15 protein-coding genes and 1 pseudogene are annotated in these 15669 nt (G+C 67.7%); 7 read left to right on the top strand and 9 right to left on the bottom strand.

The annotated features are described in order from the left end of the window. The first annotated feature begins 70 nt into the window (after positions 1-70). Both ltrA and ACRXBZ_RS06605 read left to right on the top strand, forming a co-directional pair. Positions 71-1345 carry a group II intron reverse transcriptase/maturase gene (ltrA, locus tag ACRXBZ_RS06610; protein ID WP_433878272.1) on the top strand — a complete coding sequence of 425 codons (1275 nt, stop codon included), beginning with the start codon at positions 71-73 and terminating at the stop codon, positions 1343-1345. Positions 1346-1420: 75 nt separating this feature from the next. After that, positions 1421-2167, top strand: coding sequence for an ISAs1 family transposase (locus ACRXBZ_RS06605; RefSeq protein ID WP_433878271.1), 747 nt, complete (start codon positions 1421-1423; stop codon positions 2165-2167). Between the two features lie 247 nt (positions 2168-2414). On the opposite strand, the gene ACRXBZ_RS06600 is transcribed toward ACRXBZ_RS06605, so the two are convergent. The 6 genes from ACRXBZ_RS06600 to ACRXBZ_RS06575 all read right to left on the bottom strand — a co-directional run bounded on the left by ACRXBZ_RS06600 (position 2415) and on the right by ACRXBZ_RS06575 (position 6061). Next, positions 2415-2771, bottom strand: a complete 357-nt coding sequence (locus ACRXBZ_RS06600; RefSeq protein ID WP_433878270.1) for a transposase family protein — start codon at positions 2769-2771, stop codon at positions 2415-2417. A 339-nt stretch (positions 2772-3110) separates the two neighbouring features. Continuing rightward, positions 3111-3599 carry a SixA phosphatase family protein gene (locus ACRXBZ_RS06595; RefSeq protein ID WP_433878269.1) on the bottom strand — a complete coding sequence of 163 codons (489 nt, stop codon included), beginning with the start codon at positions 3597-3599 and terminating at the stop codon, positions 3111-3113. Between the two features lie 325 nt (positions 3600-3924). Then, positions 3925-4452, bottom strand: coding sequence for a GNAT family N-acetyltransferase (locus ACRXBZ_RS06590; RefSeq protein WP_433878268.1), 528 nt, complete (start codon positions 4450-4452; stop codon positions 3925-3927). Then, a complete protein-coding gene (locus ACRXBZ_RS06585; RefSeq protein ID WP_433878267.1) occupies positions 4428-4943 on the bottom strand; it encodes a GNAT family N-acetyltransferase in 516 nt (171 codons plus the stop codon). The genes ACRXBZ_RS06590 and ACRXBZ_RS06585 overlap by 25 nt, the downstream gene beginning before the upstream one ends. Continuing rightward, complete coding sequence (locus ACRXBZ_RS06580; RefSeq protein ID WP_433878266.1) at positions 4940-5731, bottom strand: GNAT family N-acetyltransferase; 792 nt, start codon at positions 5729-5731, stop codon at positions 4940-4942. Before ACRXBZ_RS06580 ends, ACRXBZ_RS06585 begins: the two co-directional genes overlap by 4 nt. Positions 5732-5827: 96 nt before the next feature. Continuing rightward, complete coding sequence (locus ACRXBZ_RS06575) at positions 5828-6061, bottom strand: hypothetical protein (RefSeq protein WP_433878265.1); 234 nt, start codon at positions 6059-6061, stop codon at positions 5828-5830. A 190-nt stretch (positions 6062-6251) separates the two neighbouring features. Between ACRXBZ_RS06575 and ACRXBZ_RS06570 the strand changes: the two genes are divergently transcribed. Further along, on the top strand, positions 6252-6707 hold the full coding sequence (locus tag ACRXBZ_RS06570) for a DUF4383 domain-containing protein (protein WP_433878264.1): 456 nt from the start codon (positions 6252-6254) through the stop codon (positions 6705-6707). A 356-nt stretch (positions 6708-7063) separates the two neighbouring features. After that, positions 7064-9427 (top strand): xanthine dehydrogenase family protein molybdopterin-binding subunit, encoded by a 2364-nt coding sequence (locus ACRXBZ_RS06565; RefSeq protein ID WP_433878263.1) that lies wholly within the window; start codon positions 7064-7066, stop codon positions 9425-9427. 53 nt (positions 9428-9480) lie between these two features. Here the strand turns inward: ACRXBZ_RS06565 and ACRXBZ_RS06560 are convergent, their stop codons facing one another. Further along, on the bottom strand, positions 9481-10020 hold the full coding sequence (locus tag ACRXBZ_RS06560) for a CGNR zinc finger domain-containing protein (RefSeq protein ID WP_433878262.1): 540 nt from the start codon (positions 10018-10020) through the stop codon (positions 9481-9483). A 77-nt stretch (positions 10021-10097) separates the two neighbouring features. Here ACRXBZ_RS06560 and ACRXBZ_RS06555 point away from each other — a divergent pair, with 77 nt between their 5' ends. Further along, complete coding sequence (locus ACRXBZ_RS06555; RefSeq protein WP_433878261.1) at positions 10098-10916, top strand: alpha/beta fold hydrolase; 819 nt, start codon at positions 10098-10100, stop codon at positions 10914-10916. 204 nt (positions 10917-11120) lie between these two features. Further along, positions 11121-11666 (top strand): TlpA family protein disulfide reductase, encoded by a 546-nt coding sequence (locus tag ACRXBZ_RS06550; protein WP_433878260.1) that lies wholly within the window; start codon positions 11121-11123, stop codon positions 11664-11666. 12 nt (positions 11667-11678) lie between these two features. Here ACRXBZ_RS06550 and ACRXBZ_RS06545 read toward each other — a convergent pair. Beyond that, positions 11679-11777 (bottom strand): annotated as a pseudogene (locus ACRXBZ_RS06545) (IS982 family transposase); the annotation flags it as partial. A 424-nt stretch (positions 11778-12201) separates the two neighbouring features. On the opposite strand from ACRXBZ_RS06545, the gene lysX reads away from it, so the two are divergent. After that, positions 12202-15456 carry a bifunctional lysylphosphatidylglycerol synthetase/lysine--tRNA ligase LysX gene (gene lysX, locus ACRXBZ_RS06540; protein WP_433883813.1) on the top strand — a complete coding sequence of 1085 codons (3255 nt, stop codon included), beginning with the start codon at positions 12202-12204 and terminating at the stop codon, positions 15454-15456. Here the strand turns inward: lysX and ACRXBZ_RS06535 are convergent. Further along, a complete protein-coding gene (locus ACRXBZ_RS06535; protein ID WP_433878259.1) occupies positions 15428-15568 on the bottom strand; it encodes a hypothetical protein in 141 nt (46 codons plus the stop codon). The two genes, lysX and ACRXBZ_RS06535, sit on opposite strands and share 29 nt — an antisense overlap. Positions 15569-15669: the final 101 nt, after the last annotated feature.

Below are 15669 nucleotides of genomic sequence, written 5' to 3'. Positions count from 1 at the left end.
TAATGGGACTAGAGCGAAGGGGTCGGGCAGATCAGGTCGCCCAACGGTCAACCTTTCGGGGGATGAGCCGATGAGTGGACCACAGTTGACGGTGAAGTCGTTTGACATTTCGAAGCGCCTCGTATTCGAGGCGTGGGAGAAGGTTCGGGTCAATCAGGGTGCGCCGGGTGTGGATGCTGTCAGCATCACCGAGTTCGCCAGTAACGAGAAGCCTAACCTCTACAAGCTGTGGAACCGGATGAGTTCGGGAAGTTACTTTCCTGGGCCTGTGCGGGCGGTGGAGATACCAAAGGATCATGGGGCGGGTGTCAGGGTGTTAGGCGTGCCCAACGTGGGCGACCGAATCGCTCAGACCGCAGCGGCGATGCTGCTGGAAGAAAAGCTGGAGCCGATCTTCCATCCTGACAGCTACGGCTATCGTCCGGGGCGTTCGGCCCACGACGCGCTGGCCGCGGCGAGAAAGCGCTGTTGGAAGCAGGACTGGATTGTCGATCTCGATATTCGGGCCTTCTTCGACAGTGTTCCGCATGATCTGTTGCTCAAAGCTGTGGCCCACCATACAGACGAGCGTTGGGTCCTGCTCTGCATCCGACGGTGGTTGAGCGCCCCTATGCAGATGCCGGACGGGACTCTCGTGCGAAGGGAGAAAGGAACCCCGCAAGGTTCCCCGATCTCGCCCCTGCTGGCCAACTTGTTCATGCACTATGCGTTCGATCGTTGGATGGGCCAGGAGTATCCTGGCTGCCCCTTCGAGCGCTACGCTGACGATATTGTTGCCCACTGCAACACCGAGAGGCAAGCCCGGAATCTGAGGGCTGCTATCGCTACCCGGCTCGGGGCTCTTGGCCTTGAACTGCACCCCGACAAGACGAAGGTCGTGTATTGCAAAGACGGCCGCCGTCGAGGGATGGCAGAGCACACCAGCTTTGACTTCCTCGGCTATACCTTCCGGGCGCGCTGCTCCCATGGTCGGCAAGGGTTCTTTGTGGGCTTTCTGCCGGCCATGAGTCAAAAGGCGAGGAGAGCGGTTGGCCAGAAGATCAGGGCATGGCATCTTAACCGTCGTAGTGGCACGGACCTGTCCAGTCTTGCCCGGGAAATCAACGCCCAGGTGAGAGGCTGGATCAATTATTATGGGGCCTTCTATCGCTCCGAGTTGTACTCCCTCGTAATGCGCATCAACGAGCACATCGTTCGGTGGGCAATGCAGAAGTTCAAGCGATTGAGGGGGCAGCCGGCCAGGGCATGGGCATGGTTGGACGCTGTTCGACAGTACCGGCCTCGGCTTTTCGCGCACTGGTACATGCTCCCGTTCATCAACAGCCGATCTGTGGGGGCCGGATGACGGGAGACTGTCACGTCCGGTCCTGCGAGAGCGGGAGGGTGAGATTCCCTCCCGCTACTCACCAAAGCCCCGCACTTGGTCGCCGCCCTGGTACACGGTCTCGGGACGGTGATCGGGCAGACCGCCGTGGACGAGAAATCCAATGAGATCCCGACCGTGCGTGACCTGCTACGCCGCATGGTCACGACGGGCATCGAGCTGGCCGGCGCGGTGATCACCCTCGACGCGATGCACACCCAGACCGAGACCGCCGGGCTGATCCGCGCGATGGGCGCGGACTACGTGATGTGCGTCAAAGGCAACATGCCCAGCCTGCACCGCAGACTGAAAAAGACCATCCCGTGGAGCAAAATCCCGGCGTCGGTCACCGACGACGCCTCGCACGGCCGAAAGACCAAACGCAGCCTGAAAATCGTCCAGGCACCCGAATGGATCGACTTCCCCGACACCGCGCAGATCGCGCAGATCCGCCGGACCCGAACGGTGAAGAACACCAAAACCGGGAAAACGAAGACAACGTGGGAAGTGGTCTACCTGATCACCTCCGCGTCACCGAAGGCCGCTCAAGGGTTATCTATTAGGGGCAACCCGCCGGTCCTACCCGACAACCGCCTGCACTGGGTGCGTGACGTCACCTACGGCGAGGACAAGTCCCTGATCAGAACCGCAAACGCACCACGCGTCATGGCCACCATCCGCTCAACCGCGATCAGCCTCCTACGCCTCGACGGCGCCACCAACATCAAAAAAGCCAACCGCGACCACGCCAGATTCCCCGAACGCACCCTCACCCTCACCCTCACCCTCATCGAAACCGCATGATGAACCATGCCCATCCACACGAAAACACAGATCAGACACAGGATTCAACGAACTCGCCGGATCCCTGACCCACCTCCCTACCCGATTACCTGAACCGGACAGGTCAACCTTGCACACGCCCTGGGGCGGCGGCCGACCTGCGTGCAGTGGCAGCAGGGGCGATGGTTTTGAGCGCAACTCCAATAGATAGACGCCACGACTTCTACGGTGAGCGTTATTCTGGCTTTTACCATCCAAGGCGGGCAAATTAGAGTGATGTGATGATCCGGATGATGTTGGGAAGTTCCGCGAGGCGTCCGCGGTATCCGGTTGCGAGTATTTTCCAATTTTTGAGATGTGCGATGCATCGTTCAACGGCTGATCGGATCGAAGATATTGTATTGTTGCTTTCCTTGTCGCGCGTGGAGAGCTCACCGTTTTTTGGTTTCTTGCGTGGGGTGGTGGCGTGAGTTCCGTGATAGGCGGGGTCGGCGATGGTCGGTGTCTCCGCGAGAAGATCTTCCCATCCGCACTCGGTGAAGGCTTTACGGTCGTGCATGGAGCCGGGCAGCGGTATGGACACGGCCAGCAGGCCGCCATCGGTGTCGGCAGCGACCTGGATCACTCACGACCCGACGGGCTCCCGTCGTGAGTGATTGTTCCGGTAAGAACCGGCATTGCCACTCACGACGAGAGCATTCGTGCCACCTATGAGCCTGTTGCCGTTTTCAGCGAAAACGGCTGAACCGAAGTACCAAATCAGTCTCGTTCGCCGCCGTTCGTCCGCCGGTGGCCATCTCAGCCGTGATCGATCGATCACAGTCTGTGAGGGGCTAATTTTGCAACAGGCTCCTATCGGGGCGAGAAGTCCGTTCGCTCCACACCGGTTGGCGAGGCGGAACCGCAGCACTCCGGCTGGGGCTGCCACCGGAACCTCCAGCCAGAACAAGTTCTCGAACAGCCTCTAGCCGCGGGGTTTGGCGTAGGTCGCGTCGGTTGCCCAGGATTCCGCTACCTCGGACCACTCCGCGGGGCTGGAGAGGAGCGCGATCGCTGCTGTTTTCAGCTCCGCCGGTTCGCCCGTGAGGAGTTCGGTCAGGTCTTCCAAGCCCGGGTTGTGGCCGATCACGACCGCCGTCATGACCGCGGGCGGGATCTCGTGGATGACCGCCAGGAGTTCGCGGGCCGAGGCCGCGTAGATCCGGTCGTCGTACTTGAGCGCCGGTTCGGCCGGGATCTCCGGGGCGGCCAGCTCCCAGGTCCGCCGGGCGCGCGCCGCAGGGGAGCACAGCACGAGCTCGATCGCCGCGGCATGCTTACGAAGCCACCGGCCGACCTCGGGTGCGTCGCGGCGGCCCCGGTCGGCCAGCGGACGGTCGAAGTCGTCGGCGTCGTCCGGCCAGGACGACTTCGCGTGCCGGATCAGCACCAGTTTTCGCTGCGCATCGGTCATGTCGTGCCGCCCACCTGCTCGCCGGGACTACTCGTCCCACCGTAACCGGTCCGAGCCGATCAACGTGCTTCCGCATCGCGGAATCCGGTGCATTGAGTCGCCGGGTGCTCGGTGCAACCGATGACGGACCCGGTCCTGGCACGTCGAGGTAGAGCTTGATGGCTTCGCGCACCGCTAGGACCACGTCGCGGGAGCAGCGGTCGAGGCGACTGTTCCAACGCCACCTCCGGACCTGGAGCAGGCAGTATGGCATGCAGCTGTCGTCAGGAAACGGGAATTGACGAACTTGTGCTATTGAGTAGTTTCCCCTTAATTGGAGGGAGGTTCAGCTCGCGTCGTGGTTGAGAGTCAGGCGCCAGGTCAGTTCTCCGTCGTGCCATTGGCCCGTTGGTTCCAGACCGGTCGCCGTTGCCACCGCCGCGGATGCTCGGTGGTCCGGGTGGATGTGGGCGAGCACCGCGCGCACCGGCTTTCGGTGGAGCCAGTCCACCAGGCCTCGCGCCGCTTCCTTGGCGATGCCTCGGCGTTGCCAGTCGGTTCCCACAATCCAGGCGATCTCGGCGACCGGTCCCGGGTAGCCGGGGCCGATCGTCGCCTGGACCGTGCCGACGAGGCGCGGCTCGTCGCGCATCTGGATCACCCAGTTGCACCAGGAAACCTCGGGATCCGGTGAGCCGGCGAGCATCCGCTCGTAGCGGGACCGAAGTTCCCGCGGCGTCAGCGGCGCACCACCGATGAAGTCGTACAGCGCCGGGTCGGCCAGCGCGCTCGACATCTCCTCCGCGTGGTCGATGCGCAGCGGCACCAGCCCGAGCCGTTCGGTCGGGATCACTTGCGGTCTGATGCCACCCATGCCGCCGCCTTTCGACGAATCCCCCGGCTCACCGCAGGCGCTTGCGGAAGTGGATCAACTCGTAGGACCCCGCCGGGGTTCGGTGCGTCTCCTCGTAGCCCATGCGCCGGTAGAGCCGGAGGTTTCGCGGTGCTGTGCTCGCCGGTGAACAGCTCGATCGCCGCTACCTGCGGGGGAAGATTCCGCTCGACGTGCAGCAGGCCCGTGCCGAGGCCGTGGCGCTGCCGGTCGGGAGCGACCATCAACCGGCCCAGCGCCGCCGTTGTCCCGTCGAGCTCCACGCGGACCGAGCCGACCAGCCGCTCCGCCTCGCGGAAGCCCCAGGTGAGGCAGGACGGCCGGGCGAGGTCTGCGTGCACTTCGTCGAGGGTTTGCGTCAGCAGCGGCTGGACGTCGTCGTGGACCTGTGCTTGGGTCAAGTACGCCGCGCGTTGCAGCGTCAGCACTTCGCCGGCGTCCGCAACCGTCAGGCGCTCGAGTTTCCCGTTCATGGCAGCTTCTTCTCGAACCAGTGCTCGGCGTAAGGGCCGTTGTTGTACGCCGGGATTTCTCGGAAACCGTGCTTGGCGTAGAGGTTGCGCGCCTCCACGAGATCGTCCCGGGTGTCCAGGCGGATCGCCTGGAACCCGAGGTCCTGCGCGTGCTGCTCGACGGCGGCCAGCAGCCGGGCGGCGACGCCGAGGCCGCGGGCCTGTGGCCGGACGTACATCCGCTTGAGCTCGGCGATACCGGGTTCGAGCGGGCGGATACCGACGCAGCCGAACGGCTCCGCCCCGTCGCGGACCAGCAGGAACACGCCCTCCGGCGGGTACAGGCCGTCGTTGGGGTCTTCCGCGATCGCCTCATCGACCTCGGTCCTGGTGGCCGGGCGGCCGTAGTACCTGCTGGCCATCTCGTCCGTGTACTCGCGCAGCAGCCCGACGACGACGGGTTCGCCCACGCCGACCGGTTCGACAGTCCAGTGCTGGTTCACGCATCGCATTCTCATCGGCCTGTCCACCGAATACTGGCCAGGCCGCCGGCTCCGTTCGCGAACCGGACTTTGACCTGCGTCGACCTCTGCTGGGCCGGCTGCGCGAGGACGTGCGCAAGCCGCGCCCCACGCGATCGGCAGCGCCACCGCGAAGCCGAGCTCGACGATCACCGTCCACGTGGTGATGGAGGTGCCGCTCATCGGATCGCCGCCGATGGGGATCAGCAGGCTGAAGGCGACGGCCGTGCGGCCGACGATGCCGCCAGCCTGCAGCAGCTTGGACAAGGCGAGGAATACCCACAGCACGTTGGTCCAGCCGATCCGGCCCAGCCGCGGCGGCAGGTCGTTGAAACCGGACAGCGCGGGTTTGCCGGTGCGGATCGTCCAGCGGGCGAGCTCGGCCTACACCGCGACCTTCACGGTGGTGGACATGATCACCAGCCGCAGCAAGGCGAATCTGGCTTCGGCGCCGAGCGCGGTGGTGGCGATGAGCTCGCCGGACCCGACGATCGAGGCGCTGATGATCAGGCCCGACCCGAGGTAGCGGAGGCTGGACTTCCAGCCCCTCGGCGGTTCCTCGATGCCCTTGGCGGTCAGCAGGTATGGATCTTCGTCAGACGCGGCACTTGTTCCCATCGAGCACCCTTATGTGCCGACCCCGCGCAGTTCCGGGCTCCGCGAGAACCTGGGTTTTCACATCCGTGAAGCGGCCCCTTGATCCGTGGAAAGTACAGCCACGATCAAGCGGGTCAACGGGCCCCGGCGGCAGGTTTCGATCGGTCCACAACGGGCATTCGGTAGCGGAGAGCCTGCCCGGAGGTGGTAGATGGATTCCCGTTGGGCCTTGCGCTGGCGGCGCCCGGAGACGCGTTGGCAGCTGCTGCTCGGCGCGGAGGGACTGGTGTTGGTCCTGCTCGGCTTACTGGGACTGGCGAATGCCGGTTGGCGGGCATCTGGGGACGTCCCGGTGCTGGTGGTCTTCCACCTCAACACGGCGCACAGCGTCCTGCTGCTGATCGTCGGCGTGTTGGCGCTGCTCGCCGCTCCGTGGCGGCGCGCGGTGGCGTTGTTCGCCGCGCTGCAGATGGTCGGCGGCGTTTTGCTGTTCGTCTACGGCACCGCGGAAAGCACTGCGGGCGAAGGGAGAACGCCGTTCCTGCTGCACCCCGCCGAGAACTTCCTGCACGCGGCGCTGGCCATGCTGGGCTTCATCATCCTGTGCGGAGTGGAGTCGACGCCCCGCCCGGCCCGACCACGTCGCCGCCTGGTCGCCAGGCACTGAGGTAGGAGCCGGGCGTGCGCCCACGCCTTCGACCCGGCGACCGGGATGTTGCGGGCGCTGTCGCGTTTCCTCGCCGGGCAGGGAATTCCGGCGATCGTGCGGGTGCCGAAGGTGTTGGAACTGGTGCTTTGCGCCGCATCGTCCGGAATCGGCCGGTTGCCGCCATCGTGGACGGACCGCCGCGGCCCCGCAGGTCCTAGGAAACTCACGAGTGCTCGGGCCGTACGTCCGCCTGCCCGGAGTGGTCGGGTCCGGATCCGGGCAGGCGGGAATTTTGCCGGATGTTCGTTGTTGCGCTCCGTCCGCAACCGGTTTTTTCGATGCTTGTCGGCGACTGGACGGATAGGGTTTCGAACATGGTGGGTTCATTACTGGGGACCGAGGTCCAACGGGTCGAAGACCCGGAACTGCTCCGCGGTCGGGGCACCTACGTCGGCAACCTCGAACTGGAGGGCATGCTGCACCTCGGGTTCGTCCGCTCGCCGGTCGCGCACGCGCAGATCGGCAGCATCGACGTCGCAGCGGCCGCCGCCGCGCCGGGCATCGTCGCCGCGTTCTCCGCGGCCGACCTGGACGTGCCGATCCCACCGCCGTTCGTCGACCTCAACCCGAACGTCAAGCGACCCCCGCTGGCCACCGACCGGGTTCGGTTCGTCGGCGAGGCGGTCGCGGTGGTCGTCGGCGAGAGCGCCGCTGCGGTCGCCGACGCGATCGAGCTGGTCGACGTCGACTACGACCCGCTGCCCGTCGTCGCGGACCCGGAGCAGGCCCTGGATCCCGAGGCGGAGCAGCAGTTCCCGGAGCTGAGGTCGAACGTGGCCGGTGGGTACCGTGACCCGGCCGGGGCGGACGTGCTGGCCGAGGCGGACGTCGTGGTGCGGGCCCGCATCGAGAACCAGCGCGTCGCGGTAGTTCCGCTGGAGGGCAACGCGATCGCGGTGCAGCCGGGCGGCCCGGACGAGGAGTACGAGGTCACGGTGCACGTCTCGACGCAGATGCCGCACCTCCTGCGCGACGGGGTGGCCAAGGCCTTCGGTTGGGAGCCGGAGCGGGTGCGGGTGAGCTCCCCGCACGTCGGCGGCGGGTTCGGCGGCAAGGCCGGGGTGACCTCGGAGCACGCGGTCGCCATCGCGGCGGCCAAGCGCCTGGGACGCCCGGTCCGGTGGATCGAGACGCGATCCGAGAACATGCAGGCGATGCCACACGGTCGCGCGCAGGTGCAGTACGCGGAGCTGGGGCTCAAGCGCGACGGCACCATCGTCGGCCTGCGTTGCCGTGTCATCGGCGACTCCGGCGCTTACGCGGGCTGGGGCGGCGCGCTGGCCTTGAGCTCGACGCGCATGATGGCGCAGGGCGTCTACCAGATCCCGAAGATCAGCTACGACGCGCTCGCCGCTATCACCAACACCACGCCGACCGGCGCATTCCGTGGCGCGGGGCGGCCGGAGGCAGCGGCGATGCTGGAGCGGCTGATGGACCTAGCCGCGGCCGAGCTTGAGATGGATCCGATTGCGTTGCGGCGCAAGAACTTCCTCGTTCCGGAGGCCTTCCCGTACAAGACGGTGGTCGGGGCCAATTACGACAGCGGCGACTACGCGCTGCCCTTCGACGAGGCGCTCCGGCTGGCCGACTACGACGCGCTGCGTGCCGAGCAGGCGCGGCGCATCGACGCCGGTGAGAAAGTGCTGCTGGGGGTCGGTGTGAGCGCCTACGTGGAGATCACCGGCGGTGGTGCGGGGGACTACGCCGAGGTCGAGGTGCACGAGAACGGCGCCCGGATCAAGGTCGGCACGTCCGCGCACGGCCAGGGACATGCCACCTCCTTCGCGATGATCGTCTCCGACACGCTGGGCATTCCGATGGAGTCGATCGAGTTCGTGCAGTCCGACACGGCGGAGGTGCCGCGCGGCGGCGGGACGGGCGGGTCCCGGTCGCTGCAGATCGCCGGCAGCGCCGTGCAGGAGGCCGGCCAGGAAGTGTTGCAGAAGGCCAAGGAGCTGGCCGCGTCCCGGCTGGAGGCGTCCGTCGACGACATCCAGCTGTCCGACGGCGGCGAGCTCGGCGTGGCCGGGGTGCCGAGCGCGACGATCGCCTGGGCGGAGCTCGCCCGCGCCGCCGGCGAGGACGGCGGGCGGCTGGCCGCGAACATCGACTTCGTGCCCGGCGGCGCGACGTTCCCGTTCGGCGCGCACGTTTCGGTGGTCGAGGTGGACGTGGAGACCGGGTTCGTTCGGCCGCTGCGGCACATCGCGGTGGACGACTGCGGCCGGGTGCTCAACCCGATGATCGTGCGCGGCCAGCAGCACGGCGGTGCGGCCCAGGGCATCGCGCAGGCGCTGTGGGAGCAGGTGACCTTCGACGCCGAGGGCAACCCGGAGACCGGAACCCTCGCCGACTACACGATCCCGTCCGCGGCGGACCTGCCGTCCTTCGAGGCGTCGAACACCGAGACGCCGAGCCCGCACAACCCGTTGGGCGCCAAGGGAATCGGCGAGTCCGCCACCGTCGGTTCCACGCCTGCGGTGCAGAACGCGGTGGTGGACGCGCTCAAGCACCTCGGGGTGCGGCACGTCGACATGCCCACCACCCCGGAGCGGGTGTGGAAGGCGATCCAGGCCGGTGGATCGGCGACGCACTGGCAGGAGCCGCCGGCGGCCTTCGACGCGCTGCCGGTGCGCCCCGAGCACGCGCCGGACGACGCGGACGAAGCCGTGGCCTGATCCCGTCCTGTTCGAGGTGAGGGCGCCCCCGACCGAGCGGTCGAGGGTGCCCCTCACTCATTCCCCGAACGGGTTCGGCGCGTTCGGTAGGCGCGCATCTTGTGGCGTGCTCCGCAGATGTCCATGCTGCACCAGATGCTGTTGTTGCCGGGGGAGCGGTCGTAGTAGAGCCAGCGGCAGACTTCGGCGCGGCAGACCTTGAGCCGGCCGGGCTTGCCGGTCAGCCCGTCGATGACCAGGGTCGCGATCAGCCGGCCGATCAGCCGCTCGGCCGCGGTGGCGTGCGCCGTCGGGATCACCACCTGGCCGTCCTGCCACTGCGGCGGCCGCAGGAGGCGGCGCGCGTAGTCGTTCACCTCCGCTGAGTCGGTTCCGGCGAGATACTCGCGGATCGCCTCGCGGGCGCGCACCAGTTCTCGGTGCGCGGATTCGTCCAGTTCGCCGGCCGCGTCGTGCCATTCGTGCGTGCGCAACCAGTCTCGGGTGCTCGCCAGGTCCGCGAAGGCGTCCTCGCCGTGCAGGAAACGTGCGGAATTGCCGAACGCCTCGACTGCTTGGAGGTCGCCCGGCGCGGCCGGTCGGTCGTATGCCACGAATAAAGATTACCGGCATCGCGCCTCAACTGGTAACGTTACTGGCAGAACTTTTTAGACGGTAACTGGAGGTGGGCATGGGCTGGGATCTGCCGGAGCAGTACGAGTCGCCGCACGGGACGGTCCGGTGGGCGAGCCTGGGGCGGGGGGACCCGGTGGTGCTGCTGCACGGGACACCGTTCTCGTCGTACGTCTGGCGCGACGTCGCCGGTGTGCTCAGCGCCCGGCACCAGGTGTTCGTCTGGGACATGCCGGGCTACGGGCGGTCGGAAAAGCGCGACGGCCAGGACGTCTCGCTGGCGGCCCAACAGGAGGTGTTCACCGGCTTGCTGCGGCACTGGGGCTTGCGCGCTCCCCCGGTGGTCGCCCACGATTTCGGCGGAGCGGTGGCGCTGCGATCGACGTTGCTCGACGGTGTCCGATATGGACGGCTGGCGCTGGTCGACGCGGTCAGCGTGCGCCCGTGGGGATCGGACTTCTTCCGCCTGGTGCAGGAGAATTCCGAGGTCTTCGCGGCGTTGCCGCCGAACCTGCACGAGGCGCTGGTCCGCACCTACATCGCGACGGCGGTGCACCGCGAACTGCGCGGCGAGGTGCTCGACGCGCTGGTCGCACCTTGGCTTGGCGAGGCTGGCCAACCGGCGTTCTACCGCCAGATCGGCCAGGCCGACGAACGCTTCACCCGGGAGGTGGAGGACCGCTATGCGGAAGTCGGCTGCCCGGTCGTGATCGCCTGGGGTGACCACGACACCTGGCTACCGCCGGACCGCGCGAAGAACCTGGCGCAGCGGATCCCGCATGCCGACCTGAACTGGATCGCTGGGGCCGGGCACCTGGTCCAGGAAGACAACCCGGCGGCCTGCGCAACGCTGATCAACGACTTCCTTGCCGGCTAACCGAGGTGCCCGTGCCTGGGCGGGTCCCCGATCCAGGCAGTGTGACGATGGACGCCGTCAGCAGGTAAACGCACTTTTCCTGTCATTTCGGGCTCTTCGATTTCAACGGTTCCCGCATCGCGGGGCTCCTGCAGCAGAGTGGACGGTGCTGGCGGGCGGGCTGCGGGTGTTTTCCGCGCATCGGAACCGGTCGGTGCCGGTTCGGTGGTCCGGACGGGGCTGCTGCTGGTCTTGGCCGTGTTCGCCGGACTCGCGGGCGATGCTCAGATCAGGCTGCGGCACGTGCTCGTGGGTGCGGTGCTGGTGGCGGTGTTGCTCGGGTTGTCCGGACTACTCGAGGACCGCTCGGAGCCGTACGGCCCGGCGTTGGGAGCTGTGCTTCAGATTGGTGCCGATGTGGCTGATTTCGACGATGGTGGCGACTGCGATGGTGGCGACTGCGATGGTGGCGGCAGCGTCCGTTTTGCCTATATTTCCCCGCTTTGCGGCCATTGCCGGGTGATGCTGCCAGAATCCGGCGCGGCCGCCGCGACGTTGCCCGTGGTGCTGCTGAGCGTTGATGAGCCGGAAGAGGTCCGGGAGTGCCTCGACGGGCAGGAGATCTCGCTGCCGTTGGTGACCGGCCCGGACGTCTGCGACGCCAACAGCGTTCCGGGCCCGCCGTATGCCGTCGTCACCACCGGTTCCGGTGTGGTGCTGTCGCACGGCGGCGCGAACCGGCCGGAGCAGCTGGCGAGCCTAGACGAGTAAGTCTGAATACGATCAGTGATCGTAGGCGGTGAGCGAGCGAGTGACTGGCTGGCCGGTGCGGAAGTTGTGCCAGATCGCGGCGGCCAGGGCCAGCATACGCTGGGCGACGCGCCCTGTTCGGGGCACGTCTGCCGATGGCCACCTTCGCGTGGCGGAAGAACACCCGTGAGCGTTTTTGGGTGCCATAGCACCCAAAAACACGCACGGCGCCTTCGCTGCGGATCATGGACGCCCTCGCCTCATGCCCGCAGGAATTTGGACTTACTCGTCTAGGGGCGGATGCCGGGAGCTGACTGCGGGATCCCAATCGGCCGATTGGTCCTCTGTGGGCGGACATCGCCGAATTGGGTACCAAGATCAAGGAAATCGCGTGAGGTGCGGTCGGGGCGGCGGCGCGGAGTACCCGACCGGTCGTAGATTGGTGACGGCGCGAATGCGGTGAGCCGACCCCGACGACCGCACCGCCGATCCACGCCCGGGGAGGGACGCAGTGGCCCAGCAGGAGGAGACCGCGCGGCGACGGTGGCGCAGCCGGATGCCGAGCATCACCGCCGGCACAGTGCTCGTCGTGGCGCTGCTGTGCGTGGCCTCGGCGGTGGGCCTTGCGCTGTTCGGGAACATGCAGCCGGTGCGCAAGTTCGTCGACAACGTCCTGTTCCCGGCTCCGCCGAACCTCGCTTACGGGGCGTTCCTGGCGGTGCTGGCGGCCGCGCTGAAACGCAGGAAGTGGCTGGCGCTGTGGATCCTGATTGGCATCCTGGCGCTGCAGGTGCTCGGCGACGTCGTGGTGCTCGTGGTGCTGGGCGACCGCATCGAGGCGCTGTGGATGGAGGAGCTGGGCGCCCGCTACCACGTGCCGATCGCCCACGAATGGGTCTTCGGCGCCAACATCATCGTCTCGGCGCTGGCGTTCGTGCCCCTGTGGCTGGCGCGCGGCGAGTTTTACGGCCGCGCCAAACGCGGCAGCGGCTACCAGGCGGCGGTGGTGTTCGTGCTGCTCATCGCCGCGTTCGTGGGGCTCGGCTACGGCCTGGTCTCGTTGTTCCCGGGTTCCCTGCGAGGCGCGCAGCAACGGTTGACCTGGACCCTCGAGCGGGTGCTTGGCGGCGCGATCGACTTCAACATCACCGGGGTCGGGCATGCGCCAGGCTGGGTCAACTTCGTCCTCGGCCTGTTCGGCGCGGCCGCCCTGTTCACCGCGCTGTTCCTGTTGCTGCGCGCCCAGCGGCTTGCCGCCGCCCTGCGTCCCGACGAGGAACAGCAAGTCCGGCGCCTGCTCGCCGAGCACGGCGAACGCGATTCGCTGGGCTACTTCGCCACCCGCCGCGACAAGGCGGTGCTGTTCTCCGACAGCGGCAAGGCCGCAATTACCTACCGAGTGGTAGCCGGGGTCTGCCTGGCCAGCGGTGACCCGCTCGGCGACCCGGAGGCCTGGCGGCCGGCGATCGACAAGTGGCTGGCGATGTGCCGGGAGTACACCTGGACGCCGGCGGTGATGGGCGTCAGCGAACCCGGTGCGACGGCGTACTCGCGCGCGGGGATGAAGATCCTGCAGCTCGGCGACGAAGCGGTGCTGCACGTCGCGGAGTTCAGCCTGGACGGCCGGGACATGCGCCCGGTGCGGCAGGCGGTGAACCGGGTTCAGCGCGCCGGGCACACCGCGCGCATCCGGCGGCACCGGGAGGTGCCGGAGACGGAGATGACCGAGATCGCGCGGCTGGCCGAAGCCTGGCGCGACACCGAAAGCGAGCGCGGCTTCTCGATGGCGCTCGGCCGGCTCGGCGACCCGGAGGACGGCGACTGCGTGCTGGTCGAGGCACAGACCGACCGCGGCGAGCTGGTGGCGCTGCTTTCGCTGGTGCCGTGGGGCCACAAAGGGTTGTCGCTGGACGTCATGCGCCGCGACCGCAACGCGGACAACGGCGTCGTCGAGTTCATGGTCAGCTCGCTGGCTCAGGCCGCGCCGCGGCTCGGGGTGGAGCGGATCTCGCTGAACTTCGCGATGTTCCGCGCCGCGTTCGAGGAAGGCGCGCGGATCGGCGCCGGTCCGGTGCTGCGGGCCTGGCGAGGCCTGCTGCTGTTCTTCTCCCGGTGGTGGCAGCTGGAGTCGCTGTACCGGTCGAACGTCAAGTACCTGCCGCACTGGTTCCCGCGTTACGTGGCGTTCGCCGAGCGGCGCGACCTCGCACGGGTCGGCATCGCTTCGGCGGTCGCGGAGGGCTTCCTGCCCACGCCGCGCCAAAAGTCCACATTGGATGATTCGGTGGAACTCCCGGAGCTGGAAACGGAATCCGAAGTGCCGCGGCGCGTCGGATCGGAGCAGCAGCAGGTGCGGCAGGACAAGCTGGACGCCTTGCGGGCCAACGGCATCGAACCCTACCCGGTCGCGGTGCCGCGCACCGAGCGCTGCCGGGCCGTCGCCGTGAACTACCGGGACCTCCCGGCCGACGCCAGGACCGGCGAGCACACTTCGGTGGCCGGGCGCGTGGTGCTGCTGCGCGACCACGGCGGGGTCTGCTTCGCGACGCTGCGGGACTTCTCCGGCGACCTGCAGGTAATGGTCACCACCAAGGAATCCGGGGCCGAGCTGCAGCAGGCCTGGCGGCAGCGGGTCGACATCGGCGACCAGGTGTCGGTGACCGGCGAAGTGGTCACGTCGCGGCGCGGCGAGGTGTCGGTGCTGGCGAGCGGCTGGCAGCTGGCGGCGAAGTGCCTGCACCCGCTGCCGGACAAGCACCGGGGCCTGCTCGATCCCGAAGCCCGGGTGCGGCAGCGCCACGTGGACCTGATCATGCGCCCGGAAGCCCGCGACACCCTGCGGGCCCGCGGCGCCGCGGTGCACGCGCTGCGGGAAACGCTGGTTCGATCGGATTTCCTCGAAGTCGAGACGCCGATGCTGCAGCCGGTGCACGGCGGGGCGAACGCGCGGCCGTTCACCACCCACAGCAACGCCTACGACATGCGTCTGTACCTGCGAATCGCCCCGGAGCTGTACCTCAAGCGGCTGTGCGTGGGCGGCGTGGAGCGGCTGTTCGAGATCGGCCGGAACTTCCGCAACGAAGGCGTTTCGCACAAGCACAATCCCGAGTTCACGATGCTGGAGGCGTACCAGGCCTTCGGCGACTACACGACGATGCGCGAGCTGTGCCGGGAGCTGGTGCTGGCCGCCGCGACCGCCGCGCGCGGCAGGCCCACGGCCGTCGGCCCGGACGGCGAGTTCGACCTCGGTGGTGACTGGCCGGTCGTGTCGGTCAACGACGCGGTGTCGGCGGCCCTGGGCGAGGAAGTCACCGTCGACACCGAGCTGTCCCGCCTCCGGAAGCTGTGCGACGCGGCGTCGGTGCCGCACCAGGAGAGCTGGGTGCGCGGCGCGGTGCTGCTGGAGATGTACGAGTGGCTGGTGGAAGCCCGTACCACCGAGCCCACGTTCTACACCGACTTCCCGGCCGAGGTCTCGCCGCTGACCAGGCCGCACCGGACCGATCCGCGCCTAGCGGAGCGCTGGGACCTGGTCGCGTTCGGCACCGAGCTGGGCACGGGCTACTCCGAGCTGGTCGATCCGATCGAGCAGCGCCGCCGGCTCACCGAGCAGTCCATGCACGCCGCGGGCGGCGACCCGGAGGCGATGGAGCTCGACGAGGACTTCCTCGCGGCCCTGGAGTACGCGATGCCGCCCACCGGCGGGCTGGGGCTCGGCGTGGACCGGCTGATCATGCTGCTCACCGGCGGATCGATCCGCGAGACCCTGGCGTTCCCGCTGGTCAGGGCGGACCTCGCCGCTCGGCGCTGAGCCGCTTCGGCGCCTTGTGCCGCCACGCGAGCTCGACCAGTTCGGCCAGCCGCTCGGTCGGGATCCGGGCGATGTCGACCCGGATCTTGACCGGCTTGTCGAAGCGTCGCATTTCCTCGACGATGCCGGGATCATTTTGGGGTGCCGTAGAGCCCGTCTGGGAACTTGTTGTGGGGCGAGTGGTGTACCTGCGGGCTTGTTGGTGTGGGCGAA

Origin of the sequence: Saccharopolyspora hattusasensis, assembly GCF_050972075.1 — a bacterium.
Lineage (GTDB): Bacteria > Actinomycetota > Actinomycetes > Mycobacteriales > Pseudonocardiaceae > Saccharopolyspora > Saccharopolyspora hattusasensis.
This window is presented reverse-complemented; position numbering and strand designations above follow the sequence as displayed.

Bases quoted from the DNA above. Each gene is read 5' to 3' on its own strand.
- ACRXBZ_RS06590 (WP_433878268.1), bottom strand. From the start codon at position 4,452: ATGGGTGGCATCAGACCGCAAGTGATCCCGACCGAACGGCTCGGGCTG.
- lysX (WP_433883813.1), top strand. From the start codon at position 12,202: ATGCCGAGCATCACCGCCGGCACAGTGCTCGTCGTGGCGCTGCTGTGC.
- ltrA (WP_433878272.1), top strand. From the start codon at position 71: ATGAGTGGACCACAGTTGACGGTGAAGTCGTTTGACATTTCGAAGCGC.
- ACRXBZ_RS06565 (WP_433878263.1), top strand. From the start codon at position 7,064: ATGGTGGGTTCATTACTGGGGACCGAGGTCCAACGGGTCGAAGACCCG.
- ACRXBZ_RS06570 (WP_433878264.1), top strand. From the start codon at position 6,252: ATGGATTCCCGTTGGGCCTTGCGCTGGCGGCGCCCGGAGACGCGTTGG.
- ACRXBZ_RS06595 (WP_433878269.1), bottom strand. From the start codon at position 3,599: ATGACCGATGCGCAGCGAAAACTGGTGCTGATCCGGCACGCGAAGTCG.
- ACRXBZ_RS06585 (WP_433878267.1), bottom strand. From the start codon at position 4,943: ATGAACGGGAAACTCGAGCGCCTGACGGTTGCGGACGCCGGCGAAGTG.
- ACRXBZ_RS06575 (WP_433878265.1), bottom strand. From the start codon at position 6,061: ATGGGAACAAGTGCCGCGTCTGACGAAGATCCATACCTGCTGACCGCC.
- ACRXBZ_RS06555 (WP_433878261.1), top strand. From the start codon at position 10,098: ATGGGCTGGGATCTGCCGGAGCAGTACGAGTCGCCGCACGGGACGGTC.
- ACRXBZ_RS06535 (WP_433878259.1), bottom strand. From the start codon at position 15,568: ATGCGACGCTTCGACAAGCCGGTCAAGATCCGGGTCGACATCGCCCGG.